General features: G+C 66.0%; 25 protein-coding genes and 1 pseudogene. 14 read left to right on the plus strand and 12 right to left on the minus strand.

All coding sequences use genetic code 11. The annotated features are described in order from the left end of the window. The 4 genes and pseudogenes from XBLMG947_RS10690 to XBLMG947_RS10705 all read left to right on the plus strand — a co-directional run. On the plus strand, nucleotides 1–1,454 hold a 1,454-nt coding region (locus XBLMG947_RS10690; RefSeq protein WP_065468475.1), incomplete at its 5' end, for an ATP-binding response regulator. Continuing rightward, complete coding sequence (locus tag XBLMG947_RS10695; protein WP_065468477.1) at nucleotides 1,441–2,268, plus strand: alpha/beta hydrolase; 828 nt, start codon at nucleotides 1,441–1,443, stop codon at nucleotides 2,266–2,268. The genes XBLMG947_RS10690 and XBLMG947_RS10695, both read left to right, overlap by 14 nt. A 159-nt stretch (nucleotides 2,269–2,427) precedes the next feature. Continuing rightward, nucleotides 2,428–2,988 carry a DUF1415 domain-containing protein gene (locus XBLMG947_RS10700; RefSeq protein ID WP_065468479.1) on the plus strand — a complete coding sequence of 187 codons (561 nt, stop codon included), beginning with the start codon at nucleotides 2,428–2,430 and terminating at the stop codon, nucleotides 2,986–2,988. A gap of 423 nt (nucleotides 2,989–3,411) precedes the next feature. After that, nucleotides 3,412–4,218, plus strand: a pseudogene (locus tag XBLMG947_RS10705) (SDR family oxidoreductase). A gap of 213 nt (nucleotides 4,219–4,431) precedes the next feature. Here XBLMG947_RS10705 and XBLMG947_RS10710 read toward each other — a convergent pair. Genes XBLMG947_RS10710 through XBLMG947_RS10720 form a run of 3 tightly spaced genes read right to left on the minus strand, consistent with a single transcriptional unit; the run spans nucleotide 4,432 to nucleotide 6,892 of the window. Then, on the minus strand, nucleotides 4,432–5,118 hold the full coding sequence (locus XBLMG947_RS10710; RefSeq protein ID WP_065468481.1) for an HAD family hydrolase: 687 nt from the start codon (nucleotides 5,116–5,118) through the stop codon (nucleotides 4,432–4,434). Then, nucleotides 5,115–5,828, minus strand: coding sequence for a pseudouridine synthase (locus XBLMG947_RS10715; protein WP_065468484.1), 714 nt, complete (start codon nucleotides 5,826–5,828; stop codon nucleotides 5,115–5,117). Before XBLMG947_RS10715 ends, XBLMG947_RS10710 begins: the two co-directional genes overlap by 4 nt. Next, a complete protein-coding gene (locus XBLMG947_RS10720; protein ID WP_065468486.1) occupies nucleotides 5,825–6,892 on the minus strand; it encodes a class I SAM-dependent methyltransferase in 1,068 nt (355 codons plus the stop codon). The genes XBLMG947_RS10715 and XBLMG947_RS10720 overlap by 4 nt, the downstream gene beginning before the upstream one ends. Before the next feature lie 148 nt (nucleotides 6,893–7,040). On the opposite strand from XBLMG947_RS10720, the gene XBLMG947_RS10725 reads away from it, so the two are divergent. Beyond that, entirely contained in the window at nucleotides 7,041–7,301 is a 261-nt protein-coding gene (locus XBLMG947_RS10725) for a hypothetical protein (RefSeq protein ID WP_083993025.1), read from the plus strand. Nucleotides 7,302–7,693: 392 nt separating this feature from the next. On the opposite strand, the gene XBLMG947_RS10730 is transcribed toward XBLMG947_RS10725, so the two are convergent. The 5 genes from XBLMG947_RS10730 to XBLMG947_RS10750 all read right to left on the minus strand — a co-directional run bounded on the left by XBLMG947_RS10730 (nucleotide 7,694) and on the right by XBLMG947_RS10750 (nucleotide 12,632). Continuing rightward, entirely contained in the window at nucleotides 7,694–9,031 is a 1,338-nt protein-coding gene (locus tag XBLMG947_RS10730) for a PQQ-dependent sugar dehydrogenase (protein ID WP_065468491.1), read from the minus strand. 88 nt (nucleotides 9,032–9,119) lie between these two features. After that, nucleotides 9,120–9,428, minus strand: a complete 309-nt coding sequence (locus tag XBLMG947_RS10735; RefSeq protein ID WP_065468494.1) for a DUF3247 family protein — start codon at nucleotides 9,426–9,428, stop codon at nucleotides 9,120–9,122. Between the two features lie 342 nt (nucleotides 9,429–9,770). Next, nucleotides 9,771–11,804: a PAS domain-containing hybrid sensor histidine kinase/response regulator gene (locus XBLMG947_RS10740; protein WP_065468497.1), complete on the minus strand. Its 2,034-nt coding sequence runs from the start codon at nucleotides 11,802–11,804 to the stop codon at nucleotides 9,771–9,773. A gap of 104 nt (nucleotides 11,805–11,908) precedes the next feature. Further along, nucleotides 11,909–12,199, minus strand: a complete 291-nt coding sequence (locus tag XBLMG947_RS10745) for a hypothetical protein (RefSeq protein WP_065468499.1) — start codon at nucleotides 12,197–12,199, stop codon at nucleotides 11,909–11,911. Further along, nucleotides 12,186–12,632 carry a hypothetical protein gene (locus tag XBLMG947_RS10750; RefSeq protein ID WP_065468503.1) on the minus strand — a complete coding sequence of 149 codons (447 nt, stop codon included), beginning with the start codon at nucleotides 12,630–12,632 and terminating at the stop codon, nucleotides 12,186–12,188. Before XBLMG947_RS10750 ends, XBLMG947_RS10745 begins: the two co-directional genes overlap by 14 nt. Nucleotides 12,633–12,878: 246 nt before the next feature. Between XBLMG947_RS10750 and XBLMG947_RS10755 the strand changes: the two genes are divergently transcribed. Beyond that, a complete protein-coding gene (locus XBLMG947_RS10755; RefSeq protein ID WP_065468505.1) occupies nucleotides 12,879–13,454 on the plus strand; it encodes a DUF3016 domain-containing protein in 576 nt (191 codons plus the stop codon). Nucleotides 13,455–13,763: 309 nt separating this feature from the next. Here XBLMG947_RS10755 and alr read toward each other — a convergent pair whose 3' ends face one another. Continuing rightward, nucleotides 13,764–14,903: an alanine racemase gene (alr, locus tag XBLMG947_RS10760; protein ID WP_065468508.1), complete on the minus strand. Its 1,140-nt coding sequence runs from the start codon at nucleotides 14,901–14,903 to the stop codon at nucleotides 13,764–13,766. Continuing rightward, entirely contained in the window at nucleotides 14,903–16,192 is a 1,290-nt protein-coding gene (locus XBLMG947_RS10765) for a D-amino acid dehydrogenase (protein ID WP_065468511.1), read from the minus strand. Before XBLMG947_RS10765 ends, alr begins: the two co-directional genes overlap by 1 nt. 148 nt (nucleotides 16,193–16,340) lie before the next feature. On the opposite strand from XBLMG947_RS10765, the gene XBLMG947_RS10770 reads away from it, so the two are divergent. Continuing rightward, on the plus strand, nucleotides 16,341–16,817 hold the full coding sequence (locus XBLMG947_RS10770) for an Lrp/AsnC ligand binding domain-containing protein (RefSeq protein WP_065468513.1): 477 nt from the start codon (nucleotides 16,341–16,343) through the stop codon (nucleotides 16,815–16,817). Nucleotides 16,818–16,866: 49 nt separating this feature from the next. Here the strand turns inward: XBLMG947_RS10770 and XBLMG947_RS10775 are convergent, their stop codons facing one another. Further along, nucleotides 16,867–17,265, minus strand: coding sequence for a hypothetical protein (locus tag XBLMG947_RS10775; protein WP_065468515.1), 399 nt, complete (start codon nucleotides 17,263–17,265; stop codon nucleotides 16,867–16,869). 282 nt (nucleotides 17,266–17,547) lie between these two features. On the opposite strand from XBLMG947_RS10775, the gene msrB reads away from it, so the two are divergent. The 7 genes from msrB (at nucleotide 17,548) to XBLMG947_RS10810 (ending at nucleotide 22,949) form a co-directional block, all read left to right on the plus strand. Then, nucleotides 17,548–18,012 (plus strand): peptide-methionine (R)-S-oxide reductase MsrB, encoded by a 465-nt coding sequence (msrB, locus tag XBLMG947_RS10780; RefSeq protein WP_065468656.1) that lies wholly within the window; start codon nucleotides 17,548–17,550, stop codon nucleotides 18,010–18,012. A gap of 347 nt (nucleotides 18,013–18,359) precedes the next feature. Then, complete coding sequence (locus XBLMG947_RS10785; protein WP_083993027.1) at nucleotides 18,360–18,830, plus strand: MliC family protein; 471 nt, start codon at nucleotides 18,360–18,362, stop codon at nucleotides 18,828–18,830. A gap of 97 nt (nucleotides 18,831–18,927) precedes the next feature. Then, nucleotides 18,928–19,782: a flagellar motor stator protein MotA gene (gene motA / locus XBLMG947_RS10790; RefSeq protein ID WP_065468519.1), complete on the plus strand. Its 855-nt coding sequence runs from the start codon at nucleotides 18,928–18,930 to the stop codon at nucleotides 19,780–19,782. Between the two features lie 10 nt (nucleotides 19,783–19,792). Next, nucleotides 19,793–20,938, plus strand: coding sequence for a flagellar motor protein MotB (motB, locus tag XBLMG947_RS10795; protein WP_065468521.1), 1,146 nt, complete (start codon nucleotides 19,793–19,795; stop codon nucleotides 20,936–20,938). Between the two features lie 220 nt (nucleotides 20,939–21,158). Beyond that, the gene (locus tag XBLMG947_RS10800) at nucleotides 21,159–21,758 is read left to right on the plus strand and encodes a hypothetical protein (RefSeq protein WP_065468523.1); all 600 of its coding nucleotides are present in this window, start codon (nucleotides 21,159–21,161) and stop codon (nucleotides 21,756–21,758) included. A gap of 8 nt (nucleotides 21,759–21,766) precedes the next feature. Next, nucleotides 21,767–22,051 carry a DUF4031 domain-containing protein gene (locus tag XBLMG947_RS10805; protein WP_065468525.1) on the plus strand — a complete coding sequence of 95 codons (285 nt, stop codon included), beginning with the start codon at nucleotides 21,767–21,769 and terminating at the stop codon, nucleotides 22,049–22,051. Between the two features lie 208 nt (nucleotides 22,052–22,259). Next, entirely contained in the window at nucleotides 22,260–22,949 is a 690-nt protein-coding gene (locus XBLMG947_RS10810; RefSeq protein WP_065468527.1) for a response regulator transcription factor, read from the plus strand. Here the strand turns inward: XBLMG947_RS10810 and XBLMG947_RS10815 are convergent. Then, nucleotides 22,931–24,307, minus strand: a complete 1,377-nt coding sequence (locus XBLMG947_RS10815) for a sensor histidine kinase (protein ID WP_065468529.1) — start codon at nucleotides 24,305–24,307, stop codon at nucleotides 22,931–22,933. The genes XBLMG947_RS10810 and XBLMG947_RS10815 overlap by 19 nt on opposite strands. Nucleotides 24,308–24,412: the final 105 nt, after the last annotated feature.

The following is a 24,412-nucleotide window of genomic DNA, read 5'->3' on the forward strand; positions in this document are numbered from 1 at the left end:
GCGAATGGCTGGATGCGATGGGCTTTGCGATGAACCTGTTGTTCATCGGCGTCCAGACCTACCTGGCCTTCATCCTGCTGATGTCGTTGAACGCATTTCTGCCGTTCATCACCATCGCTGCGGTGGCACGCTACGGGCAGCGCGCGATATTTCCGGTCTTGCTCAGCACCTTCGTGCTGATGCTGTCGACGGCGCCGGCAGGCTACTGGCTGTCGCGGCCGGCGTATTTCGTCTATGCCGTGGCACTCATCATCGTGCTGCCGTTGCTGGTGGCGCGCATCGTGCTTGCGATGCAGGAAGTGGCGCTGCAGGCGCTGGCCTCGCGCGATGCGCAAAGCCGCTTCATCAGCACCATGAATCACGAATTGCGCACGCCGTTGAATGCGGTGATCAACTGCGCGCAGTTGATCGACACCGATCAAATGCCGGCGCAGCAACGCGAACTGCTGCAAGCGGTGACCGTCAATGCGACCGCGCTGCGCCATCGCGTCAACGAGGTGCTGGACGTGGCAAGCATCGATGGCGGACGCCTGCAGCTGCACAGCAAGCCGTTGAACCTGCTGGACGTGGTCACCACGGTGAAGGCGGTCTGCGCCACCGCAGCGTCCAGCAAGGGCGTCACTCTCGACGTGCGTGTGGAGAGCCCGCTAACGCCGCACGTGATGGGCGACGAAGGCCGCATCGAACAGGTGATCAGCAACCTGGTGATCAACGCGATCAAGTTCACCCCGGCCGGCGGCACGGTGGATCTGCTGATCGACGCGACACAGGTGCAGGAGCGCTGGAGCATCGAGGTGACCGTCACCGACACCGGCATCGGCGTGCCCGACGACCACAAGGCCTACATCTTCACCCCGTTCACTCAGCTCAGCACCGGCTTCGGTCGCGTCGAAGGCGGCGTGGGCCTGGGGCTGTACATCGCGCTGTCGGTATCCGATGCGATGGGCGGCAGCCTGACGGTGAGCGACAACCCTGCCGGTGGCAGCATCTTCCGCTGGATCTTCGAGCTGCCCGGCGCTGCGGCCGGCAGCAGCACCCTGGCATTGCGCGATGCGCTGGCGCAACACGCACAACACGTGCTTCCACTGCATTGCCTGGTGTTCGAGGACATGGATACCAACCGGCTGGTGATCGGCAATCTGCTGACCCGCGCCGGGCATCGCGTGAGCTTCCAGATCGATGGCACCGATGCGGTGCAGCGCATCCGCGAGGCAGCGCCGGACCTGGTGTTCCTGGATCTGCACATGCCCGGCACCTCCGGTTGGGATGCGCTGCGCGAAGCGCGCGATGCGATGTCGGCGCTGCCGCCGATCATCGTGCTGACCGCCGACACGCGCACCGATTCGATGCGCGAGGCCAGCGCGGCCGGCGTGGCCGGCTATCTGCCCAAACCGATCAACGCGCACGAGTTGCTGGCATTGCTCGCCCACCACGCCAGCCATGCACGCACCTGAGCTCAAACCGGGCAACGCCGCGCGCTTGTACTGGCACCATGCCGAGCACACCGGCACGCCGCTGGCGTTGCTGTACCTGCATGGCTTCAGTGCCAGCCCGGGCGAAGCAGGCGCGCTGCCCGAGCAGATGGCCGATGCGCTGGCCGCCAACAGCTATGTGCATCGCTGGCCGGGGCATGGCGTCAGCGCCCCCGATGCACTGCAGGGGCTCACTCCGGCGGTGTTGCAAGCCTCGGCGCTGGAGGCGCTGGCCCAGGCGCAACGCATGGGCCAGCGGGTTGCGATTGTTGGTTCGTCGATGGGTGCCACGCTGGGTTTGTGGCTGGCCGCGCAGCGCCCGGACGCGGTGGCAGCGGTGGTCGCCTGGTCGCCCGGCATCCGGCCCGCCGACCCGGCATTGCTCGACCAGGTCTGCGCCGCGCAGGCGCCGCTGACCGACCCGCGCCCACGCACGCCGGCTGCACGCGTTTTCTGGTCGGAGACCATCCACCCGGACGGATTTCGCGCCTTGCGCGGCTTGTTTCAGATGGTTGCCGCCGACCCACCATGGCCACGCGTGCGCTGCCCGGTGTTTCTGGGTTACTACCGCGCCGCCGATGGCCGCGAAGACCCCACCGCGTCGGTGCCGGCGATGCTGCAGATGTTCGCGGCGCTGGGCACTGCGCCTGCACACACGCAGGCGCTCGCCTTCGACAGCGGCGCGCATGCGATCGGGTCGCCGCACAAGACGCCGCTGGCGGGCGCCGTTGCGCAGGCGTCCATCGCGTTTTTACAGGCGCAGCTCGGTGCCGCCTCGCACGGCGGCGATGCGTGAGCGCAACCTAGTACGCGCTTGTCACCGCGGGCGCGAACCGCGGTGCTCGCGTCGTGGTGAATACGCAGCGCTAGCGCCGGCTGCTGCCACCCGCACCCACGTGCGCCGCCCGCTGCATGGCGATCGCATACACTGGCGCACCATTCCGCTGTCGCCACGATGACCACCACGCCTGCCACGCCCGATCCGATCGCCGCGACCCGCAAGTGGATCGAGCGCGCGGTGATCGGCTTGAACCTGTGCCCGTTCGCCAAGGCGGTGTACGTCAAGGATCAGGTACGATTGGTGCTCAGCGATGCCAGCACGCCCGAGGCCTTGCTGGAACAACTGGCCGAAGAATTGGTCCTGCTGCGCGATACGCCGGCCGAGCAGATCGACACCACACTGATCGTGCACCCGGATGTGCTCACCGATTTCCTGGATTACAACGACTTTCTGGACAACGCCGATGCGGCGGTCGAAGCGCTGGATCTTCAAGGCGTGTTGCAGGTGGCCAGCTTCCATCCGGATTACCAGTTCGCAGGCGCCGCGCTGGACGATGTGGCCAACTTCACCAACCGTTCGCCCTTCCCCACCTTGCACTTGCTGCGCGAAGACAGCGTGGAGCGCGCAGTCGCGGCGTTCCCGGATCCGGACGTGATCGTCGAACGCAATATCCAGACGCTCGAACGCCTGGGCCGCGATGGCTGGGAGCGTGTGTTGAACGGGGCCGAGCACTAAAGCCACGTGCCACTGCGGGCGTGGGTCATGACGGGCGGCAGCGCGCACTTGCCGATGTGCGAACGTCTCGTAGCGGCCAGCAAGACCTGGAGAGCGCACCTCAGCGACATGCGGATCGCGCGCTTCAGCGGTGAAGTAGTCGCGTCAGCCGTGCCTTACCGCGCAATTGCACGCGCTTGGCACGAGCCCCATCACGTGATCGGCTGCGATTGACGTGGACGCGCAGCAGCGCTGGGCGGCTCGGGGACAGTGGGCGACGCACCTCGTTTGGCATTGCGAAGACCGGTGTGTGATCCGTCAAATCCAAGGTGGATGACAACATCCAGGCAATGCACGGAGCTCCCGCACGTGCACCTTCTTGCTACGACAACGACAGCCCACACGCTACAGTGCCATCCGCCCTTTACCGATGTGCCGCATGCCATGGCCTTGATCCCCCCGATTTCCGCATGGAACCCGTCACCGCTGCAGGACCGCGTGGTAGTGATCACCGGTGGCGCGCAAGGCATCGGCCGCGGTATTGCACAGGCGGTGCTGGGCGCGGGCGGCAACGTGGTGATCGGCGATCTGGATGCCGACGCCGGCAAGGCCTGCCTGCAGGAATGGGCACTGCTCCGTCGCAGCGCTTTCGTGCGTTGCGATGCCGCGCGCGAAGTGCAGGCCATGCGCCTGATCGCCACGGCGCTCAAGCGTTTCGGGCGCATCGATGGATTGGTCAACAACGCCGGTGTGCCCGACCCGCATATCGCGCCACTGCCGCAGCTGGACTGGGACGACTGGAATCGCCGGCTGTCGAGCCTGCACGGCGCCTTCCTGTGAAGCAAGCATGCGCTGCCCGCGCTGGCGCAGTCGCCTGGCGGCGGTGCGATGATCAACATCGCCTCCACCCGGGCCTGGCAGTCGGAACCGCATAGCGAAGCCTACGCCGCAGCCAAGGGCGGCCTGGTCGCGTTCACGCATGCACTGGCATTAAGCGAAGGTCCGCAGGTGCGCGTCAACAGCATCAGCCCGGGGTGGATCAGCACCGATGCGTGGCGCGCACCGCAGCGTCGACGTGTGCCCAAAGTGTCGCGGCGCGATCATGCACAGCATCCTGCCGGACGCGTAGGCGTGCCGGAAGACATCGCGCAGCTGGCGGTGTATCTACTTGCGCCGCAGCTATCCGGGTTCGTCACCGGGCAGGATTTCATCGTCGACGGAGGCATGTCGCGCAAGATGCAGTACGTCTGAGAACAACTCACCTACGACTGCGCAGCCGCCACGCGGGCGCGGGCGGTTCTCGGAACCGGCATGTCCCACGCGTCTCGCTCCGGTGCCGATACGCCTTCCACGTCCAGCTGACGACGGCTCGCTACCTTCTTAGCGGCGCTGATCCGGCGTCGCGCTGGTCTGCAGCACCTGGTGATCGGAGCTCGGCTAGTGCGACGACTTGGGGTTTGGTGCTCACGCATCACACGACAAGCGCGCTTCCAGCAACTGCTGCGCGTCGCTCAGCGAGGGCACGATGCGATGGCCGAGCGCGCGCACGGCGGCATCTGGTTCGAGCAGGTCCGGAATCTGGATCGGTGTCATGCCGGCTGCCAATGCTGCACGCACGCCGGTGGGCGAGTCCTCCAGCACCAGGCAGTGCGCAGGGTCCACCGCCAGCGTGCGTGCGGCCAACGCATAGATATCCGGCGCCGGCTTGGGATGGGCCACATCGCTGGCCGTACACACCGCATCGAAGCGCCACAGCAGATCGGCCGCTTCCAGCTTGCGCAGCGCCAGCGGGCGCTGGGTGGATGTCGCGACCGCACGCGGCATGCCCTGCGCGGCCAGATAGTCCAGCAACGCGATGATGCCTGGTCGGTGCGGGATGCCGCGTTCGACCGCAGCGGCGTACAACTGTCGCGCATGCTCCAACATGGTGTCGGCAGCGGCCTCGCCGATGCGTTCGCCCAGCAACCGCCGGCAGGCCGCATCGCCGGTGCCCACCATGCGTAGCCAGAACGCCGGCTCGATCTGCAGGCCCTGATCGTCGGCGGCCTGCGCAAGACAGGCGGTAATGGCGCGCTCGCTGTCCAGCATCAAGCCATCCATGTCGAAGATCACCGCCTGCGGGCGGAACGGCAGCGCTGCGATCTGCGTCATGCCGAAGCGCCGCGGCCGAACAACACCTCAAGATCACTCGCGTCCAGCGCACGCCATTGCCCGGACGGCAATGCCTCCAGCGACAGCCCGCCGATGCGGCTGCGGTGCAGGGCGACCACGTGGTTGCCGGCGGCAGCGAACATGCGCCGTACCTGGTGGTAGCGGCCTTCGTGCAAGCTCAGCCGCGCGTCGCGTGGGCCACGCACTTCCAGTTCGGCCGGCAGCAGCGGCTTGGTTTCGCCCTCCAGCAAGAGCGTGCCACTGGCAAACAACGCGGCTTCGTCGCCGCGCAGGTCTTCGGCCAGGGTAATGTCGTACACCTTGTCGAGGGCGGATTTGGGCGAAATGATCCGATGCAGCAGCGCGCCATCATCGGTCATCAACAGCATGCCGCTGGTCTCGCGGTCCAGCCGGCCCACCGGCGCCAACACCGGCGCGCGCGCGCGGAAGCGTGGCGGCAGCAGCTCGTAGATCAGCCGCCCGGTGTCCTTGGTCGAGCAGGTGTAGCCGCCGGGTTTATGCAGCAACAGGCTGAAGCCCGGTGGCGGATCGAGCGGCTCGCCATCGATGCGGATGGCGTCGTGCTCCACCTGGTCGTCGGCATACAGCACCTCGCCCTGCGCATCGGTGACCGCGCCCTGACGGAACAGCTGGGTCACCTGCTTGCGGCTGCCATAGCCGAGATTGGCGATGTGTTTGACCAGCTTCATGCGCGCGCTCCACGGCCGCGAATAGCCGAGATGAGCTTGAAGCCATCGCGCTCGGCAGCCACGCGCACCTGTCCGAAACTGTCGTTGAGCACTTGCTCGTAGGGCAGATGCCGGTTGGCCACCAACAACAGTTGCCCGCCTGGGCGCAGCGCCTGTGCAGCCACGGCGATGAAGCGCTGACCGATGTCCGGGCGATCGGCGCGCGAGGGCGTATGGAACGGCGGATTGCTGACGATGAAATCGTATTGCGCCACCAGCCCGGTGGTGACATCGCGCCAGTGGTAGTGCAGCTGCGCCGGATGCGTGATGCCCTGCAGATTGCGCTGCGCCAGCGTCAACGCCCGCGCCTCGGCTTCGTACAGATCCAGCGCGGTGACCTTGGGGCAACGCGCCAGCACTTCGGCCGACAGGTAACCGAAGCCCGCGCCCAGATCGGCGCCATGGCCGGCCAGCGTGGCGGGCAGATGCTCGACCAGCAGCGCCGACGCAGGGTCGATGCGATCCCAGGCGAACACGCCGGGGCGGCTGACAAAGCGGCCATCCAGAATCCTGCGCGGTGCATCCAGCGCTGCCCAGCGCGCCTGCAACGCGGCATCGGTGTCGGCCGGCAGCGGCGCGGTCCAGTAGGTGCGGCAGTGGTACTTGGTCAGACTACCGGACAGCCCGGTGAGCTGGCGCAGATCGGCTTCGCCCGAACGCGCACCCTCGTTATTGGACTGACAGGCCACCACGCGGCCACCGGGCGCAGTCAACGCCACCGCGCGTGCGAACAGCGCACGCGCTTCTTCGCGCTGCCGCGGCGGCAGCACCAGCACCAGCGAATAGCGCGTGCTGTCGGCCTCGATTTCGCTCTCCTCGCGCACGTTCCAGCCGTTGCGCTCCAGCACTTCGGCGAACGGGCGGAAGCTCTGCTCGCAGGTCAGCGTCTCGGCCACCGCCTGCTCGCGCAGCGAAAACCCGTCGCGCGCGCGCAGGAACAACACCGGCCCGTCCGGCCACGGCAGCACGCCCTGGGCAAAAGGCAGGAACAAGGCTTGAAGCGGGGCATCGTGCGGGCCAGCCATCGGATCATCGGGTCAGGAACAGGCGGCCATTGTAAGGGACCTGTGCCAAACGCCCGCCGCACGTCTTTCAATGTCTATACGGACTATTGATGCGCACGCAACATCCGCACACCTAGGCTGGAATCCAAGCCCACCCAGGAGAGACGCGATGCGAGCCTTGTTTGTTGGAGGAGTTGTCGACAACAGCGAAATGGATCTGGACGACACCCCGCCGCCGATGCATTACCCCGCAAACACCGGCGCCGGCCGCCCCCGCTACCGCCTGCACCAGGTTGGCGAACGCGATGATGGCTCCGTGGCCTACGCGGTCTACGGCGCACCGGAAATGGCCGACGACGACATCAACCGCATCACCGAAGAACGTGGCTATGCGCAGCGCTTCAGTGCGTCGCCTGAACTGCCGCGCTAAGGGGACAGGAGTTTTTAGAGAAGGCGTTGAGTGTCTTGGCCGCGTAGCGTCTTCCTCGAAGACGCTTGACGCATCTTGCTTGCAGCGTACGCAAGCGATTGCCCGCACGCGGTACGACGATGTACTAGCCCTGTGCCCGTTTTTTTGAGATCAGACAGGAGTTCGGCCAAGCCTGCGTGCTTGGTGAAAGTTCCTGAGATGACCGAACCGGATGCGTCTGTCTCCCCACTACAAAGGGGTGAAAGAGTGACGAGTCATTCATGCGCATCCTTCCAGACTGCGCCCGCCCCTTTCATCCGGGCCTTCGGCGCAGCGTCTCCCGGTGGGCGAAGCGTGTATTCATGGCAACCGTGACTGCTTACCGGGTGCGCAGGCGAACGTCAGGCTTGCGTTCAACGCGCCTTCGGCGTCACCCGCCAGATCACGTTACCCACATCGTCAGCCACCAGCAGCGCACCGCTGGTGTCCGACGCCACACCGACCGGGCGGCCCTGCGCATTGCCTTCGGCATCCAGGAATCCGTCCAGCACCGTGATGGGCGTACCGCTGGGCTTGCCGCCAGCGAACGGGACAAACAGCACCTTGTAGCCGCTGGGCGGGTCGCGATTCCATGAGCCGTGCTGGCCGATGAAGGCACCCTGGCGGAAGCGCTCAGGCAGCAAGGTGCCGTTGGCGAAGGTCAGGCCGAGCGACGCAGTATGTGGGCCAAGCGCGTAATCGGGCTTGATCGCTGTGGACACGAGCTCGGCATTCTGCGGTGTAACCCGCTCGTCCACGTGCTGGCCGTAGTAGCTATACGGCCAGCCGTAGAAACCGCCATCGCGCACCGAGGTCAGGTAATCCGGCACCAGATCGCTGCCGATTTCGTCGCGCTCGTTCACCACCACCCACAGCGATTTGCTCTGCGGCTCCCATGCGGTGCCCACCGGGTTGCGCAAGCCACTGGCGAACACCCGGCTGTTGCCGATGGCTGGGTCGATCTCCAGAATCGCGGCACGATTCAGCTCGGCCTCCATGCCATTTTCCGCCACGTTGCTGTTGGAGCCGACGCCGACGTACAGCTTGCTGCCGTCCGGGCTGGCCAGCAGCGACTTGGTCCAATGGTGGTTGAGTCCACCAGGCAGATTGGCCACGAAGGTCGGCTTGGCGGTGATGTGCGTGTCGCCAGGCTTGTACGGAAAACTCACCAGCGCATCGGCGTTGGCAACATAGAAACGGTCGCCAATCAGGGCCATGCCGAACGGCGAAAACAGGCCGCTGACGAACTGCGCCCGCACTTCTGCCACGCCGTCACCATCGGCGTCGCGCAGCAACGTAATGCGATTGGCGCTCGCCACCGCCGCGCCGGCCTTTGTCATCATCGCGCCCTGCACTTTCTTGCGCAGTCCAACGCCGGTTTTGGCATCTTCCGGCTTGGGCGGCTCGGCCGTTTCGGCGACCAACACATCACCGTTCGGCAACACGTAGATCCAGCGCGGGTGATCCAGGTCGCGCGCAAACGCGGCGACCTGCAGATCATCGGCGGCGACGGGCTTGGCATTGGCTGCCCAGCGCTTGACCGGTGCCACTTTGACCGTGGGAATCAGCCGCTTCACCGGTTCGGGCAACTGCGGATTCGGCCCAGTGCCCTGTTCGATGGCCAGCGTGGCGGTGTCACCGCACGCGGCGAGAAGGGCGACCGTCATCAACGACAGCGGCCAGCGAGCAAACTTCAACAGGGGTGCATTCATTGCGACGAAGTCCTGAACGGCGACGGCAGCGGGTCATCATGCCGTCAACGCGACGGTAAGAAGTAAACACACCGTCAACACACCGCCGTCACGGCATCGTTTGTGGATCAATACCTGGCGGCAATGGCTGTACCGCCACGATCCGGTCCATCCAGATCCATTGCGGCTCTTGTGAGGCATCCAGGTGATCCAGGCGCAGTTGCCCGTTGACGCCTTCGTTATCGTGTTCGTCGAGATAGATCTGGAGCGTTGGGCGCACGGCAACCGTGCCGCGGATCATGCTGCCGTCCTCCAGTTCGATCCGCACCCGTTCCTGACCATCGAGCAGGGACACCCAATGTTCGAGCGTGGCGATCTGGACCTGTTCGGAATACACATGCGGGGCATATTTGGGCATTGCGCTTTCTCCATGGGCGGGACGCTTCACGCTAGGCCAGCGCGCGTGAAAGCGGCAGAAAACATGCCGCGTGCTGGTGATTGGCACGGGTCTTGGCACGGCATTCGCGCCTTGCACGCCTGCGCAAGTGCCTGTCTTGCTGCCGCAACCACGGTACGCGCGTGTTGAAATACTGCTCCACGAAAAGGGAGCGTGGTCACAAGACAACCGGCTGCTGGTGGGCGGATTTGGCGCCGTCCGGGAAGACACCGAGCACGAACTCGCGCTGCGCTAGCACCATTCAAGGCGTGGCATCACCCACTTCCCAATAACTCCATGCGCGCCAGTGCCGCTGCACGCACGTTACTCCACTGCTTCGCGCGCAGCGCGCACGGCAGCGACCAGTTGCGCCACGCTGTACGGCTTGGCCAAATGCTCCTGAAACCCGGACTCCAGCGCGCGTTTGCGGTCGTCCTCGCGGGCCAGGGCGGTCACCGCCACGGCAGGCAGCGCAGCAGGGTCCAACCCGAGGTTTTCGCGCACGGTGCGGATCAAACCGTAGCCGTCCATGCCCGGCATCCCGATATCGGTCAGCATCAGATCGAAGCGTGCGTGGCCGCGATGATCGATCAGCGCCAATGCATCGGTGGCGCTGCCGGCGGTGACCACTTCGGCGCCCTGCTCTTCGAGCAGACGCCGCAGATAATCGAGCATGTCCGGCTGGTCTTCGACCGCCAGCAGGCGCAGGCCGTTGAGCGCACGCGCTTCGACGATCTGTTCGGACATCAGGCGCCGCCGCAATTCGCGACGCGGGCGCCGGGCCTGATCGGGAACGTGTTCCGGCAGGCGCACGGTAAACGTGGCGCCCTTGCCACGGCCACCGCTGGTGGCACCGACCTGACCGCCGTGCATTTCCACCAGCTGTTGCACGATGGCCAGGCCCAGACCCAGGCCGCCATGCTGGCGCGTGGTGGTGCCATCGGCCTGACGGAAACGGCCGAACAGATGCGGCAGGAATTCGGCGGCGATGCCGTCGCCGGAGTCGCAGACCGACACCAGCAGATGCCCATCGTCGCGCTCGATACTGACGTCGATACGGCCATGCGCCGGCGTGAACTTGATCGCGTTGGAAAGCAAATTCCACAACACCTGCTGCAGGCGCGTGGCATCGCCAAGCACCAGGCACGGCGTGGGCGGCACGTGCAGTTCCAGTATCTGGTCCTTGCCTTCGGCCGCCAGCTCCTGGGTGTTCAAGGCTTCGCGTACCTGCTCGACCAGATCCAGCGATTCGACCTCCAACTGCACCTTGCCCAGCAACATGCTGCTGAGATCGAGCATGTCGGAAATCAGCCGTTTCTGCGCACGCGCGCTGCTGGCGATCACCGACAAGCCCTTGTAGTTGGGTTGACCTTCTTCCACGCGCTGCAGCAGCAATTCGCTCCAGCCCAGAATCGTGGTCAGCGGAGTGCGCAGTTCGTGCGAAAGCGTGGCCAGGAACTCGTCCTTCAACCGCGCCATACTCTCGGCCTCGTTGCGCGCGCTGCGCTCGGATTCGAGCAGTTGCTCGCGCGCCAGCTCGATCTCGCGCTGCTCGGTCACGTCCGGGCTGCTGCCGGCCAGACCGATGAAACGGCCGTCGGCCGAATAGCGCGGTGTGGCGGTCATTTCGATCCAGCGCCACTGCCCATCGTGGCGGCGTGCGCGCACCAGCGCGCGCAGGCCGCGTTGCTCTTTCAGCGATGCCGCCAGCTCGAACTGAAACGTCGGCAAGTCGTCCGGATGCAGCAACTCGCTCCACGCCGACACCGTACCGCTGGAAATATCCAGGCCGAAGAATTCGCCGTACGCGCTGTTGACGAAGCGCACCACGCCCTGCGCATCCAGCACCCACACCGGCATCGGCAACCCGTCCGCCAGCGCACTGAAACGCGCCTCGCTTTCGGCCAGCTCGCGCTCGACGCGTTTGCGCTCGGTGATGTCCATGAACAGCACCGCCACCCGCCCCTGCTCCGGCTGGCCGACCCGGAACGCATCCACCGAGTACCAGCGCTTGAGCACCTTGGCCTGCATTTCGAAATGGATGCGGTTGCCGGTGCGTGCGACGTGACCATAGCGGTCGAACCACTCCTGCTCATGCTCGGGGAGCATGCCGCGGATGGAGACGTTCAGTGCGTTGGACAGACCCGTGTAGCGCTCGAAGGCGCCATTGGTGGTGCGGATCATATAGTCCACCGCCTGCTCACCGTCGAACACCATATCGATGACGCAGAAGCCGGCATCGATATTGTGGAAGATCTCGTGATACATCGCCGGGTCCAGAAACGGCTCGGCAATGGCGGCCGGCAGGGCGGCAGCCAGCGAAGGGCTGGGAGTAGGAGTGCTCAAATCGGAAACCACGGATGCTGCCGGAGCGGATGACGTTCAGATGAAACCATGCCCGATGTCGTCAGCGGGTGCACGGCAGGCCGCCTAGGCTCACGCTTCGTTGCCAAACCCTGGAGTCACCACAGGGTGGTGGCAGCACATCCGATACAGGCGGCCAGCACCATGGTCCCGGCGACCACGCCGCGGAAGAGCCATTCCCCCTCGCGGCGCAGCTGCGCGTCCATCCAGCGCTGCGCTTCCTCGCGCCAGGCGGTGGAGCGCGCGTAGTCGGAATCCAGCAACAACAGGCGGACCCGCGACACCCCCATCTCGGCGCATTCGGCATGGCAGCGCTGGCTGAAACCGTCTTCACTGCTGGCGATCTGCGTGCCCACCGGCAATTGCAATTCGAGTTCAGGCCTGGACATAACGGGGACGCTCCTGGTCAAGCTCATGTTCCAGCGCCATGCGCGCCAGCTGGGTGTAGTTGGCACGCGGCCCCTGTCCACGACCGGTGAGCATTCCCTGGTAATCAAGGTCCTGCCAGACCCGTCCGGTCCACTCGACACAGTCTTCGGCGATGACCAGCATCAGCGAATAGCGGTAATCCAGCCCATTGGCAGCGGTGTAGGTGTAGACCGGCGGAAACTGCACCGCCACATCGACCTGCCGCGCCAGCGCCGCCAGATGCTCGCGCAGCGCGGCGCGCGGATCGGCGTCCGGTTCCAGATGCAGGGCCCGCGTGGCCAGATCCAGGTCGACCTCGCTCTGCAGGGCCACGAATGCGTCCGCGCCGGATGCGGGGTTGTGGCCGTGCTGTTTGGCCCAATCGATGAATTGCAGACGCACATCCGACGGCATGTGTGCCGACGCCGAAGACGCTGATTTTGTGCGGAAAGAGGGGCTGTCCATGCTGGCGATCTTCCGGGCTATGCCGTGAAGCGCGGGCGCAGGCGCAGTGAACCCGCCGTCATGGTGAGGCAGCGGATTAACCGCACGGCAACGTGGTCGCGAGCCCAGGCGTGCGGCGCGTTGCAGGCGCTTGGGCGCACCCCCACACTGCTGCAACGACCGGTACGTCACCGACCTTCCGCTTGGAGGCTTTCCATGAAACTTTCCACTCTTTGCGGCGCCAGCCTGCTACTGGCCGGCGTGCTGGCGGCGACCGCTGTGCAGGCCCGGGTACGCAACGTCACCGACCCTGACGCACCGCGTGCGCTGAGCAGCGATGGCAAGGTGGACGTGCGCTGGACCGACCCGGCGCAGTTCTCCGAAGTGCGCTTCAGCGGCAACCGGTGGGAGGCACAGCGCGGCGATTGGGTCACCCAGCTGGCAACCCACTTTCAGCAGAGTGCAGCGCGCCAGCTGCCCGATGGCCAGCATCTGAGCGTGACCATCACCGACATCCGCCGCGCCGGCCAATACGAGCCCTGGCACGGGCCGCGGATGCAGGACGTGCGCGTGGTCAAGGACATCTACCCGCCGCGCCTGAGCTTCACTTACACGCTCACCGGTGCCGATGGCCGGGTGATCGATCAGGGCGAACGCAAGCTGGTGGATTCGGCCTTTCTGATGAGCGGCCCGCGCCTGACCGACAGCGATCCGCTACGCTTCGAAAAAGCGATGATCGACGACTGGGTGCGCAAGCAATTCCGCAGAGATCGCAGTACGGCTGGGTTGTGAGAAAGCGCCGTTTGGCGTCAGAGCGGCAGGCAGGCGTGAGTGGATGACCCGTGAGAAGCTAGAGCACAACGGCGCGACGACACGCGCCGTTGCGCGTTGCGCGCGCATGGGACCGGTGTGCGTTTCTAGCGGCTGGCGGACCCGAGGTGCTCTGCTCTTGCTTCGTAAGAATCAAGCTTGCTGACCGTCAGGCGAAGCAGCGGTGGGTAAACGAGCGAGAGAGCCTCATGCGGTCCGGCTGCGCGTGGCTGCGCACTTACCCTCGCCCGGCACTGCGCCATTTCTCACGGAGGAAGCAGGCAACACCACTTACCGCGCTGCACTCCCGCCCACTGCGGCGACCTCGCGAACCGACGCGGGCGCGCTCAGCGCCGCCGTCTCGCCCACATACACCCGCGGCACGCGCTTGAGTCCGCACAGCAACTGATATGCGCTGACGTTGCATTGCGCGGCCAGCGGGCCGACCTGCGGGGCGTCGCCCCAGAGCTGCACCGGCGTGCCGATGTCGGCCTGCGGGTGGTCGGTGAGGTCGACGGTGAGCATGTCCATCGACACGCGACCGATCAACGAGCAGAACTGGCCCTCCACCAGCACCGGGGTGCCGTTCGGTGCAAACTGCGGGTAGCCGTCGGCATAGCCCATCGCCACCACGCCGACACGGGTCGGCCGCTCGGCGACGAAGCGCGCGCCGTAGCCCACCGGCTCGCCAACCGGCAGGTCGCGGACCGAAATGATGCGCGAGCGCAGCGTCATCACCGGACGTAGTTGCGCGGTGGTGTCGGTGTCCTGCGGGAAGGGGTTGGCGCCGTACAACATCAGTCCCGGGCGCGACCAGTCGTTGCGCAGCGCCGGCCAGCCGAGCAGGCCGGGCGAATTGCGGATGCTGGTTTCCGCACGCATGCCGCCGGCGGTGAGCGCGAAGGCCACCGCCTGTTCGTCGGTGCGGCTGCAGTCCAGTTCGTCGGCGCGCGCCAGGTGGGTCATCAGCACCAGCGACGCGATCTGCGGCAGCCCGCGCAGGCGCAACCAGGCGGCGCGGAAATCCTCCGGCGACAAACCCAGCCGATGCATGCCGCTGTCCATCTTCAACCACACGCGTAGCGGTCGCGGGCTCTGGAACTCGGCCAGCGCGCGGACCTGCTGCGGCGTGGACGCCACCGTCCACAGGTCGTGCTCGGCGATCAGGCGCAGCTCGTCGTGTTCGAAGAACCCTTCCAGCAGCAGGATCGGCGCGCGGATACCGGCCTGGCGCAGCTCCAATGCCTCTTCGATGCAGGCCACTGCAAAGCCATCGGCGTCCGGTTCCAGCGCCTGCGCGCAGCGCACCGCGCCGTGCCCGTAGGCGTCGGCCTTGACCACCGCCAGTGCCTTGCTATTGCCGAGTCGCTTGGCCAGGCGGTAGTTGTGGCGCAGTGCATCCAGGTCGATCGACGCTTGCGCAGGACGCACTACGCAGCCTCCCGCTGCGGGCGCTGGCTGCGTGTGGACAGGTAACGAAACATGTCCAGGCCCTCGGTATCGATCTCGGGCGTGCGGCCTTGCATGAGATCGGCCAGGTAACGGCCGGAGCCGCAGGCCATGGTCCAGCCCAGCGTGCCGTGGCCGGTGTTGAGGAACAGGTTGGCATACGGCGTGGCGCCGACCACCGGCGTGCCGTCCGGCGTGGCCGGACGCAGGCCGGTCCAGAATTCGGCCTGGGCCAGATCCCCGCCGCCCGGGAACAGGTCGTTGACCACCATTTCCAGCGTGGCGCGACGACGCGGATTCAACGACATGTCGAAGCCGGCCACCTCGGCCATGCCGCCGACGCGGATGCGGTCGTCGAAACGGGTAAGCGCGATCTTGTAGCTCTCGTCCAGCACCGTGGACGTCGGCGCGCATTGCGCATCGACGATCGGAATGGTGAGCGAATAGCCCTTGAGCGGGTAGACCGGCAGATGCAGGCCGAGCGAGAGCAGCAGGTCGGCCGAGTAGCTGCCCAGTGCCAGCACGTAGCGGTCGGCGGTTTCGATGCGGCCATCGATCTGCACGCCGCTGACCTGGCCGCCGCCGCGTTCCAGCCGCTCGATCTGCTGCCCGTAACGGAACGCGACGCCTGCCTGCGCGGCCAGTTCGGCCAGACGCTGGGTAAACAGGCGGCAGTCGCCGGTCTGGTCTTCGGGCAGGCGCAGCGCGCCGGCCATCTGCGTGCCGCCGCCGGCCAGGCCGGGCTCGAATTGCGCAATCTGCGCCGGGCTCAGCAGTTCGTAGGGCACGCCGTACTGGGCCAGTACTTCGATGTCCTGCGCAGCCGCATCGAGCTGTTGCTGGGTGCGGAACAGCTGGGTGGTACCGAGCCGGCGGCCCTCGAATGCGATCCCGGTCTCGGCACGCAATGCATTGAGGCAGTCGCGGCTGTAGTCGGACATGCGCACCATGCGCGCCTTGTTCACCGCATAGCGCTCGGCAGTGCAGTTGCGCAGCATCTGGCTCAGCCACGCCAGCTGGCGCAGGTCGCGGGTGGGGCGGATCGACAGCGGCGCATGCTGCTCGAACAGCCATTTCACTGCCTTGCCGGGCACGCCGGGCGCGGCCCAGGGGGAGGTGTAGCCGAACGACAGCTGGCCGGCGTTGGCGTAACTGGTCTCCAGCGCCGCCGCCGGCCGGCGGTCGACCACGGTCACTTCGCAACCGGCCTGCGCCAGATACCACGCACTGGTCACGCCAATGACGCCGCTACCGAGAATGAGCACCCGCATGTCGCTCTCCTGAAAAGGGCATTCCCCCAGAACCAAGCGTCGAGAGGGACATTTAGCCACAGTATATTGCGATCCAGGCAGTGCCATTTCTGGAATCGGCCCGCCTTTACAGTGAAACCTCCTGCCAAATCTTTCCGAGACAAACCCTATGGCCCGCGCCCGCGAGCTGGACAAGATCGACCGCAAGATCCTGCGCATCCTGCAGCAGGAGGGGCGGATTTCGTTTACTGAACTGGGCGAACGCGTCGGTCTGTCGACCACGCCCTGCACCGAGCGCGTACGCCGGCTGGAGCGCGATGGCGCCATCACCGGCTACTACGCGCGGCTGGACCCACACTACCTCAAGGCCAGCCTGCTGGTGTTCGTGGAGATCAGCCTGGCCTACAAATCCGGCGACATCTTCGAAGAATTCCGCCGCGCCGCGCTGAAGCTGCCCAACGTGCTGGAGTGCCATCTGGTCTCCGGCGATTTCGACTACCTGCTCAAGGCCCGCATCAGCGAGATGGCGTCCTACCGCAAGCTGCTCGGCAGCACCTTGCTGACCATGCCGCATGTGCGCGAATCCAAGAGCTACATCGTGATGGAAGAGGTCAAGGAGACGCTGGCGTTGCCGATCGCCGATTGAAGCCAAGGATTGTGGGTCGGGAATCGGCAACAGCAGCTCACCCGCGCCATCAGCGCACTACGCGCATGCCATCGCCCGCCGGGACCACGTCGTAATAGCGGCCGGTTTTGGTATCCAGCACCCGGTTGGCGCCGGCAGGTTGCATGCCCTGCAGCAGGCGGCCATTGCGGTCGTAAACCATCGGCTTCATCGGCGCCACCAGACTGCCAGCAGGCGCAACAGGTGTCTGTGCAGGCCCACGCGTGGGAATTGTCGGCGCGACCGGACGTTGCCCCAGCTGCGACGGCACCGGCGCGGCGGCGGGCGGCGGCTGCACCGGCGGCGGCGTGGTGATGGGCTGCAAGGTGTTGGACGAGCGGGTCGTGGTGGCCGACTGCGCCGCTGCCGCTCCGGCCATCGTCAGCAGAACGCACAGCAGGACGCGGCGGGTGGATGCGTGGATCGCCATGACAGGCACCTTGCGTGTTCGAGGGTAATGAGTGGATTGGGGCGCCGGCGTGCTACGGCAATGCATGCGACCGGCCGGAGGCTGAACGCGTTCGCCAAGTCGTTGCGGTGAGAAGCACGTCTCACCATGCACTGCAGTCACGCGCGCCAGCCAGTTTTCGCGTGCAGCGATACCACCGTCGCAGCCCCACGCTGAAGGCGCACCTGGTTGAACCGGCCCGGCAATGCCCACATCACGGAAGCAGGCGCCGGCACCCCGCTGGCGAGCGCATGCGAGAGCCTCATGAGCCAGTTCGATCTGACCCCTCCCTCCCCCGCCCAACGCGATGCCCTGATCGCCGGGCTCAGCGATGAGGAACAGCGCGTGCTGCTGCACCATGGCACCGAGGCGCCGTTCTGCGGGGTGTTCCTGGACAACAAGCTGGAGGGCGTCTACACCTGCCGCCTGTGCGGATTGCCGTTGTTCCGCTCCAGCGCCAAGTTCGACTCCGGCACCGGCTGGCCGAGCTTCTTCGCACCCTACGATGTCGCGCATGTGCGCGAGATCCGCGATATCAGCTATGGGATGATCCGCACCGAAATCGTCTGCGCGCGCTGCGAGAGTCACCTGGGCCATGTGTTCCCGGATGGCCCGCCACCGACCGGCGAACGTCACTGCTTGAACTCGGTGTCGCTGCGCTTCACCGAAAACGGCAAGCCGCTGCCCAACCCGCTGCAGCGCGACGGCGCCGAGGTGCAGCCCGCCTGATGGCGCCGTCCACCGGTCAGGCAACGGCAATGGCGGTATTTGGAAAGCGTTGAGTGACGCCTCCAGGTGCCCTTGCACCACAAGCGAGGCAGTGCTCACCCCACGCAGTCGCTTGAATTTCCAGGCAGCTGCTTGATTTTCAGATGGGCAACCACACTCAGGCGAGGGCGGCGTTCCATCCCGACGCCGTGCGTTGTTCAGGAGTCAACACGCGCCGCCCCCCGCCCCGGCACGCCTGATCGACAGGCATGGGCAGCGCCGGGACCCAGCCGCTCACATCTCGACCGTCGCCACTCCGGCGGTCCGATTCAGGCAGGAGTCCACCGATGCATACGTCCTCATCCCTGATGCTTACCGGCCTGCTGGCCGCCGCCCTGGTTGGCTGCAGCGCTGGCACCCCGCCGCCAGCAGCGGAGGCGGCCAAACCTGCAAACACCCCGCCAGCCACGGCCAGCCGCGCCGATGCCCGCCCGCCTGCCGCCGGCGCAGACGCCAGCGTGACCGGCCCGCTGCCGCGGCCCAGCAAGACGCCTGCTCCAACGGCCCCTGCAGCCGATCCGGCCCTGCCCGCGCAGGCGGTGGCCTGGCGCTGCGGCCAGCGTACGATCACCACACGGGTCGACTCGGCCACCGATGCCCTGCAGCTGACGCTCGAAGACCGCACGCTGGTCCTGCTCAGCGCCCAGGCGGCATCCGGGACACGGTTTGCCGATGCGCAGGGCAACCAGTTCTGGGAACACGCCGGCGAAGCGACACTGTCGCTGGCGGGCGGCGAGGCGATGAAATGCGTGCATGAGGCCGCCACGACAATCGGCTAAACGTTCAGTTACAGCGCACATCTTCACGCCGCGCGCTTCAAGAATCCGCCGCGCAAGCCGAAACAACTAGCACTCCCAGATTGCTTCCGGCTGCGCCATGCTCATCATCGTTGGCTTCATCGTCGTCATCGTCAGCGTCCTCGGCGGCTACGTGCTGTCGCACGGCAAGCTGGGCGCGTTGTGGCAGCCCTACGAGCTGATGATCATCGGTGGCGCGGCGCTGGGCGCGTTCCTGGTCAGCACGCCGGGCAAGATCGTCAAGGAAACGCTGACCGGCATCATGGGCGTGTTCAAGGGCCCGCAGTACAAGTCCGACGACTACAAGGACACCCTGAGCCTGGTCTACGAACTGCTGAACAAGGCGCGCCGCGACGGCTTCATGGCGCTGGAAGACCATGTCGAAAAACCGCAGGACAGCACCATCTTCGGCAACTATCCCAAGGTGGTGGCCGACCATCACCTGCTGGATTTCATCACCGACTGCCTGCGCCTGATGATCGGCAGCAACATCGAGCCGCACGAACTGGAACCGCTGCTCGAACTGGAACTGGAAAAGCACCATCACGAAGCCCTGGCGCCTGCGCATGCGCTGAGCAAGGTCTCCGACGGCCTGCCCGGCTTCGGCATCGTGGCCGCGGTGCTCGGCATCGTGATCACCATGGGCTCGATCGGCGGACCGATCGAAGAGATCGGCCACCACGTCGGCGCCGCGCTGGTGGGTACCTTCCTCGGCATCCTGCTGGCCTATGGCTTCGTGTCGCCGTTGTCGGCGGCGATGGAAGCGCGCGCCGAACAGGACGGGCGCATCTACGAGGCGGTCAAGACCGCGCTGCTGGCCTGCCTGCGTGGCTACAACCCGAAGATCGCGCTGGAATTCGCCCGCAAGACCCTGCCCTCCAATGTGCGTCCGAGCTTCGGCGATTTCGAAACGCACCTGAAGACGATCAAGTAGGGCCGCGGTCATGGCCGAGGGCAAATCCACCGTCATCATCCGACGGGTCAAGAAGGTCCAGGGCGGCGGCCATCATGGCGGCGCCTGGAAGGTGGCCTTTGCCGACTTCGTGACCGCGATGATGGCCTTCTTCCTGGTGCTGTGGCTGATGGCCGCCACCACCAAGGAGCAGCGCGCGGCGATCTCCGAGTACTTCCGCAATCCCAGCCCGCTGTCGGGCAAATCGCCGGCGCCTTCGCCGGGCATGAACGGACCCGGCGGCGCCAGCACCTCGATGATCAAGCTCGGCGGCACCGCCGATATGGCCAAGGGGCAGAAGGACGAAATGGGCCGCAAGCGCGACAATGCCGCGGACACCAGCGAAGACAGCCGCAGCAAGGACAAAAGGCGCCTGGAAGCGCTGATGCAGGACCTGAAAGAGGCCATCGACAAGAGTCAGGCGCTGGAGCCGTTCAAGGACCAGCTGCTGCTGGATCTCACCCCCGATGGCCTGCGCATCCAGATCGTGGACAAGCAGAACCGCCCGATGTTCGACATCGGCCGCGACCAGCTCAAGCCGTATACGGTGGCGATCCTGCACGAGCTGTCCAACTTCATCAATCAGGTGCCCAACCACATCAGCATCACCGGCCACACCGACACCACTGCCTACAGCAGCGATGCCGGCTACACCAACTGGGAACTCAGCGCCGACCGTGCCAATGCCGCGCGCCGCGCGCTGGTGGCCGGCGGCATGTCCGATGCCAAGGTGACCCGCGTGGTGGGGCTGTCGTCGTCGGTGCTGTTCGACAAGACCTACCCGCAGAACCCGATCAACCGCCGCATCAGCATCGTGGTGATGACCCAGGACGCCGAACAGACCGCGCTGGCCGGCGCCGGCCAGGGCGTGGCGCTGAGCAAATCAGTGCACGACGCCGACACCCAGGTGCCGGATCTGAGCGGCGCAGCGGCCACCGGGACCGACACTGTGGGCAAGCCGGTCAAGGAAGCGACCCCAACGGCGGCTTCGCCAGTGGCTGCGGCGCCGGCCCTGGCGCCGGCATCCGCCGGAACGGTCGCCGTGCGTCCGGCAGCACCGCGTCTGTCTTCCAGCGCGCAGGTGGCCTCTGCCACGGCGCTGGCCAAAGCTGCAGAAGCGGCGATGGAGAAGCACTAAAGCCAGGGCGGGGGCTTGGAGATAGGCCGCGATCCGAGATCCGCCAGGAAATCGCATCGGGAAGGCGGCCTGCTGCTGTGTTGGGCCAGCCCCGCCAGTGGCGGCGTTTACAGCGGCTCACACGGCTACCCCGTCTTGTCCAGGTGCAGATTCCGGCTATGCATCGCATCGTGCGGCGCACGCTCTAGAATGGCCGGCCATTCCCAGCGTCGAGAACACCGTGTCCCGCAATTCCAAGGCCAAGCGCGACAAGCGCAAGAAGCAGCAACCCAAGCGCCCCATCGTCCGTCTGGGCCAGGCGCCCCAGGTCACCAACCATGCCGTGCTACAGGACGCCGACGGGCGCGTCGTGGCCGCCATCGGCCTGCAAGGCGGCAGCGAGTGGATGTTGTCGATCGGCGGCCAGACCATGGGCAGCGCCGACAACCCGGTCCCGATGCTGGCCATGCTCAAGCACCTGGCCAACCTGCAGGAAGCCGAAGGCAAGACCATCTCGCTGGAATATTCGACCCAGCTGCAGCAGATGATCGACGACCTGGCCGCCGACGAAGGCCAGACCGCCGAGGAATACCTGACCAAGCTGGTGTCCGAGTTCCAGAACGCCGATGCCGATGAAGACGGCGATACCGATGCGGCAGACGCAGATGCGGCAGACGCAGCGGTCGACGCCGGTACCGATGCCGTTGCGGAAGATGCGGCTGGCGACGTGGTTGCCAGCGACGACGACAGCGCAGCAGACGCAGACGCCAACGATGCCGCAACCGACGAAGACGACAGCGAGACGGCTGGCAAGAAGCCGAAAAAGTCCAAGAAGGCCTGATCCGGCCGATGGCCGTCTACGTCGACGATGCGGTACACCTGTGGCGCGGTCAGCGCTGGGCGCACCTGCTCGGCGATACGCTGGACGAGCTGCATGCCATGGCGGCGCGACTGGGTATTGCCCGTCGCGCCTTCCAGAACAAACTCAGCGGTGCGCACTACGACGTGCCCGCACCGCTGCGCCTCGAGGCGATTGCCCTCGGCGCCATCGCCGTTTCCCGCCACACCGACCGCGCCTTGCTCAAGGCGTTGATCGCCAATGCGCGGGCGCAGGCGCGCGGCGAACACGTATAAGCAACGCCTGCGACGCCTGCAGGCAGCCCCCGTCACCTTGGTTGCTTGGTTGGTGAAGTTGCCGGACCGCTGCTCAAAACTCGACACGCAATAAGGACATACATTGCATGCCGCGCGTGCGTGTGGTGTTGTGCCTGCCACCAATGCAACGTGGCTTGGGAGAGGTTTCTTGTCCATCCGTGCTTCCCCCCCCGATGCTGTCTCTCTGTTGTCCGTCGCCGTTCTGGAAGACGACGCGCTCTTGCGCGAGGACATCCTGATTCCCGGGTTGCGCGACTTCGGCTTTCGGGTCAGCGGCGCCGGTACGGCCGGCGAACTGTATCGGCTGATGCTGCAACAGACCTTCGATCTGGTCGTCCTCGATCTTGGCCTTCCCGACGAGAGCGGATTGAGTGTGGTGACGCACCTGCGCTCGATGTTCGCCGGACTGGGCATCGTCGTGTTGACCGGCAATCGCGGTCGCAGCGACCACGTGCGCGCCCTGCACGGTGGTGCGGACGCCTTCCTGCGCAAACCGGCCGACCCGGAAATCCTCGCATTGACCCTGCGCAACCTGGCACACCGCGTGCGCACGGCCCACATCGCCGCCACGACGCCCAGGCACGCCTGGCGACTGCAATCAGACGGCTGGTGCCTGCTGGCGCCGGATGGCAAGGTCATGGTGCTGACGTCGCTGGAGCGCTGTTTGATGCGCTGCCTGGATGCGCAGCGCGGCCAGGCGATCGAGCGCGAGACCCTGGTATCGGCACTGGAGGCCATCACCGGCGATTTCGACCTGCACCGGCTGGAAATGCTGATCCATCGTCTGCGTCGCAAGGCCGCACGCATCACCAGCGATGAGACACCGACACTGCCGCTGCTGTCCTCGCGCGGAATGGGCTACCTGCTGGCGGAGTGAGGCGGCGCCAGCGCCAGCGGCAAGTGCAGGCACAGACAGGCCCCGCCTTGCGGGCCATTGCTCGCCGTCACCTGGCCACCGGCCGCGGCGATGATGCCCTGAACCACCGACAAGCCCAGCCCGGTGCCCTTGCCGACCGGTTTGGTGGTGTAGAACGGCTCCAGGATCCGCTCCAGCAGATGCGGTGCGATGCCCGGACCGGTATCGCAGAAGCGCAGGTAGACGGTGGCCTCGCGTTGCTCGCCCTCGATGCGGAACACGCCCTGCCCCTCCATCGCATCGCGCGCGTTGGCAGCGATATTGAGCAGCACCAAGTCGAGATCGTCGCGATCCATGCGCACCCACAACGGTGGACTGTCGGCGATGCACTCCAGCCGAATCTCGTGCCCGAACAACTGGCGCAAGGTGGGTTCGGCATCGCGCAGTGCCACGCGGGCGTCGAACAGGGTCGGCAGGCCCGGCTCGGCGCGACCGAAATTGAGGATGCGCCGACTGACAGTCAACGCGCGTCGCGCGGCGGTCTCGATGTTTTCCAGCGTTTTGAGCAGTGGCGCTTCGCCGTAGCCCTCCAGGGCGTCGCGCCGTTGCGCATAGCCGATGATTACGTTGATCAGGTTGTCGAAATCGTGCGCGACACCGGCTGCCAGACGCCCGAGCGCCTCCATCTTCTGGGTGTGGATCAGCTGCTCCTGCACGCGCTCGCGCTCGGCCATCTCCTGCAGCAGGCGGTGATTGAGCTGTTCCAGGTCGCGTCGGCGTTGCTCTGATTCGAGCAGGCTGTCACGCAACGCGGCGATGGTGCGATCCAGGATCAGGGTGATCAGCAGATAGGCGCCGACGGTCACCAGGCCTAAGCCGATGTTGCCGCGCACCGAGCGCCAGGGCACCGGCCAGATCACCTGTGCGAGCACGCCGAGCAACGCAGCAGCAGCCAGCAACAGGAAGACCCGCCAGAGCGCGCGACTTCCCAGCACCATGCCGGCGAGCACCAGCGCCAGCAAGGGCATGGGGTTGGTCAGCAGGTCGTAGATGTCCACCCGCATATAGGTGACCACCACGCCGATCAGCGTCGCTGCCACGTAGGTCCGCACCGCTCCGGCATTGTCGCCGCGCCGCACGCGCCACACGCCCATCGCCGCACCTGCCGCCGTGAGCACGCTCCCGGTCAGGGCAAGCAGCAGATCGAGGTGACTCAGCAGGCGCGCCGCGCCAGCCACGTAGAGAAACAGGCCGATGTCGCCGGCGGTATAGAACACGATCGCCGCCAGCAGCACTTGCAGGAACGGCGCATGCCGCTGGTCGCTGGCACTGGTGGCCACCGGCGGCTGCAACCAGCGCAGAGCGGGGATGAATTTCACAGGATTGGCGCCAGGCGACCTCGACAACTTCAGATGCTCACATCGGCGGTGAGTGGATGCAATCGTCGTTTGGTGACAGCCCGGGGGGCGCATGACAAATTTTTG

The organism is Xanthomonas bromi, assembly GCF_900092025.1.
GTDB lineage: Bacteria > Pseudomonadota > Gammaproteobacteria > Xanthomonadales > Xanthomonadaceae > Xanthomonas > Xanthomonas bromi.

Excerpts from the sequence above, each read along its gene's own strand:
- XBLMG947_RS10735 (WP_065468494.1), bottom strand. The coding sequence starts at position 9,428 with ATGCCCAAATATGCCCCGCATGTGTATTCCGAACAGGTCCAGATCGCC.
- XBLMG947_RS10725 (WP_083993025.1), top strand. The coding sequence starts at position 7,041 with ATGCGAGCCTTGTTTGTTGGAGGAGTTGTCGACAACAGCGAAATGGAT.
- motA (WP_065468519.1), top strand. The coding sequence starts at position 18,928 with ATGCTCATCATCGTTGGCTTCATCGTCGTCATCGTCAGCGTCCTCGGC.
- XBLMG947_RS10695 (WP_065468477.1), top strand. The coding sequence starts at position 1,441 with ATGCACGCACCTGAGCTCAAACCGGGCAACGCCGCGCGCTTGTACTGG.
- XBLMG947_RS10765 (WP_065468511.1), bottom strand. The coding sequence starts at position 16,192 with ATGCGGGTGCTCATTCTCGGTAGCGGCGTCATTGGCGTGACCAGTGCG.
- XBLMG947_RS10770 (WP_065468513.1), top strand. The coding sequence starts at position 16,341 with ATGGCCCGCGCCCGCGAGCTGGACAAGATCGACCGCAAGATCCTGCGC.
- msrB (WP_065468656.1), top strand. The coding sequence starts at position 17,548 with ATGAGCCAGTTCGATCTGACCCCTCCCTCCCCCGCCCAACGCGATGCC.
- XBLMG947_RS10785 (WP_083993027.1), top strand. The coding sequence starts at position 18,360 with ATGCTTACCGGCCTGCTGGCCGCCGCCCTGGTTGGCTGCAGCGCTGGC.
- XBLMG947_RS10805 (WP_065468525.1), top strand. The coding sequence starts at position 21,767 with ATGGCCGTCTACGTCGACGATGCGGTACACCTGTGGCGCGGTCAGCGC.
- XBLMG947_RS10755 (WP_065468505.1), top strand. The coding sequence starts at position 12,879 with ATGAAACTTTCCACTCTTTGCGGCGCCAGCCTGCTACTGGCCGGCGTG.
- XBLMG947_RS10720 (WP_065468486.1), bottom strand. The coding sequence starts at position 6,892 with ATGGCTGGCCCGCACGATGCCCCGCTTCAAGCCTTGTTCCTGCCTTTT.
- XBLMG947_RS10715 (WP_065468484.1), bottom strand. The coding sequence starts at position 5,828 with ATGAAGCTGGTCAAACACATCGCCAATCTCGGCTATGGCAGCCGCAAG.
- XBLMG947_RS10750 (WP_065468503.1), bottom strand. The coding sequence starts at position 12,632 with ATGCCGTCGGATGTGCGTCTGCAATTCATCGATTGGGCCAAACAGCAC.
- XBLMG947_RS10710 (WP_065468481.1), bottom strand. The coding sequence starts at position 5,118 with ATGACGCAGATCGCAGCGCTGCCGTTCCGCCCGCAGGCGGTGATCTTC.
- XBLMG947_RS10775 (WP_065468515.1), bottom strand. The coding sequence starts at position 17,265 with ATGGCGATCCACGCATCCACCCGCCGCGTCCTGCTGTGCGTTCTGCTG.
- XBLMG947_RS10700 (WP_065468479.1), top strand. The coding sequence starts at position 2,428 with ATGACCACCACGCCTGCCACGCCCGATCCGATCGCCGCGACCCGCAAG.
- motB (WP_065468521.1), top strand. The coding sequence starts at position 19,793 with ATGGCCGAGGGCAAATCCACCGTCATCATCCGACGGGTCAAGAAGGTC.
- XBLMG947_RS10730 (WP_065468491.1), bottom strand. The coding sequence starts at position 9,031 with ATGAATGCACCCCTGTTGAAGTTTGCTCGCTGGCCGCTGTCGTTGATG.
- XBLMG947_RS10745 (WP_065468499.1), bottom strand. The coding sequence starts at position 12,199 with ATGTCCAGGCCTGAACTCGAATTGCAATTGCCGGTGGGCACGCAGATC.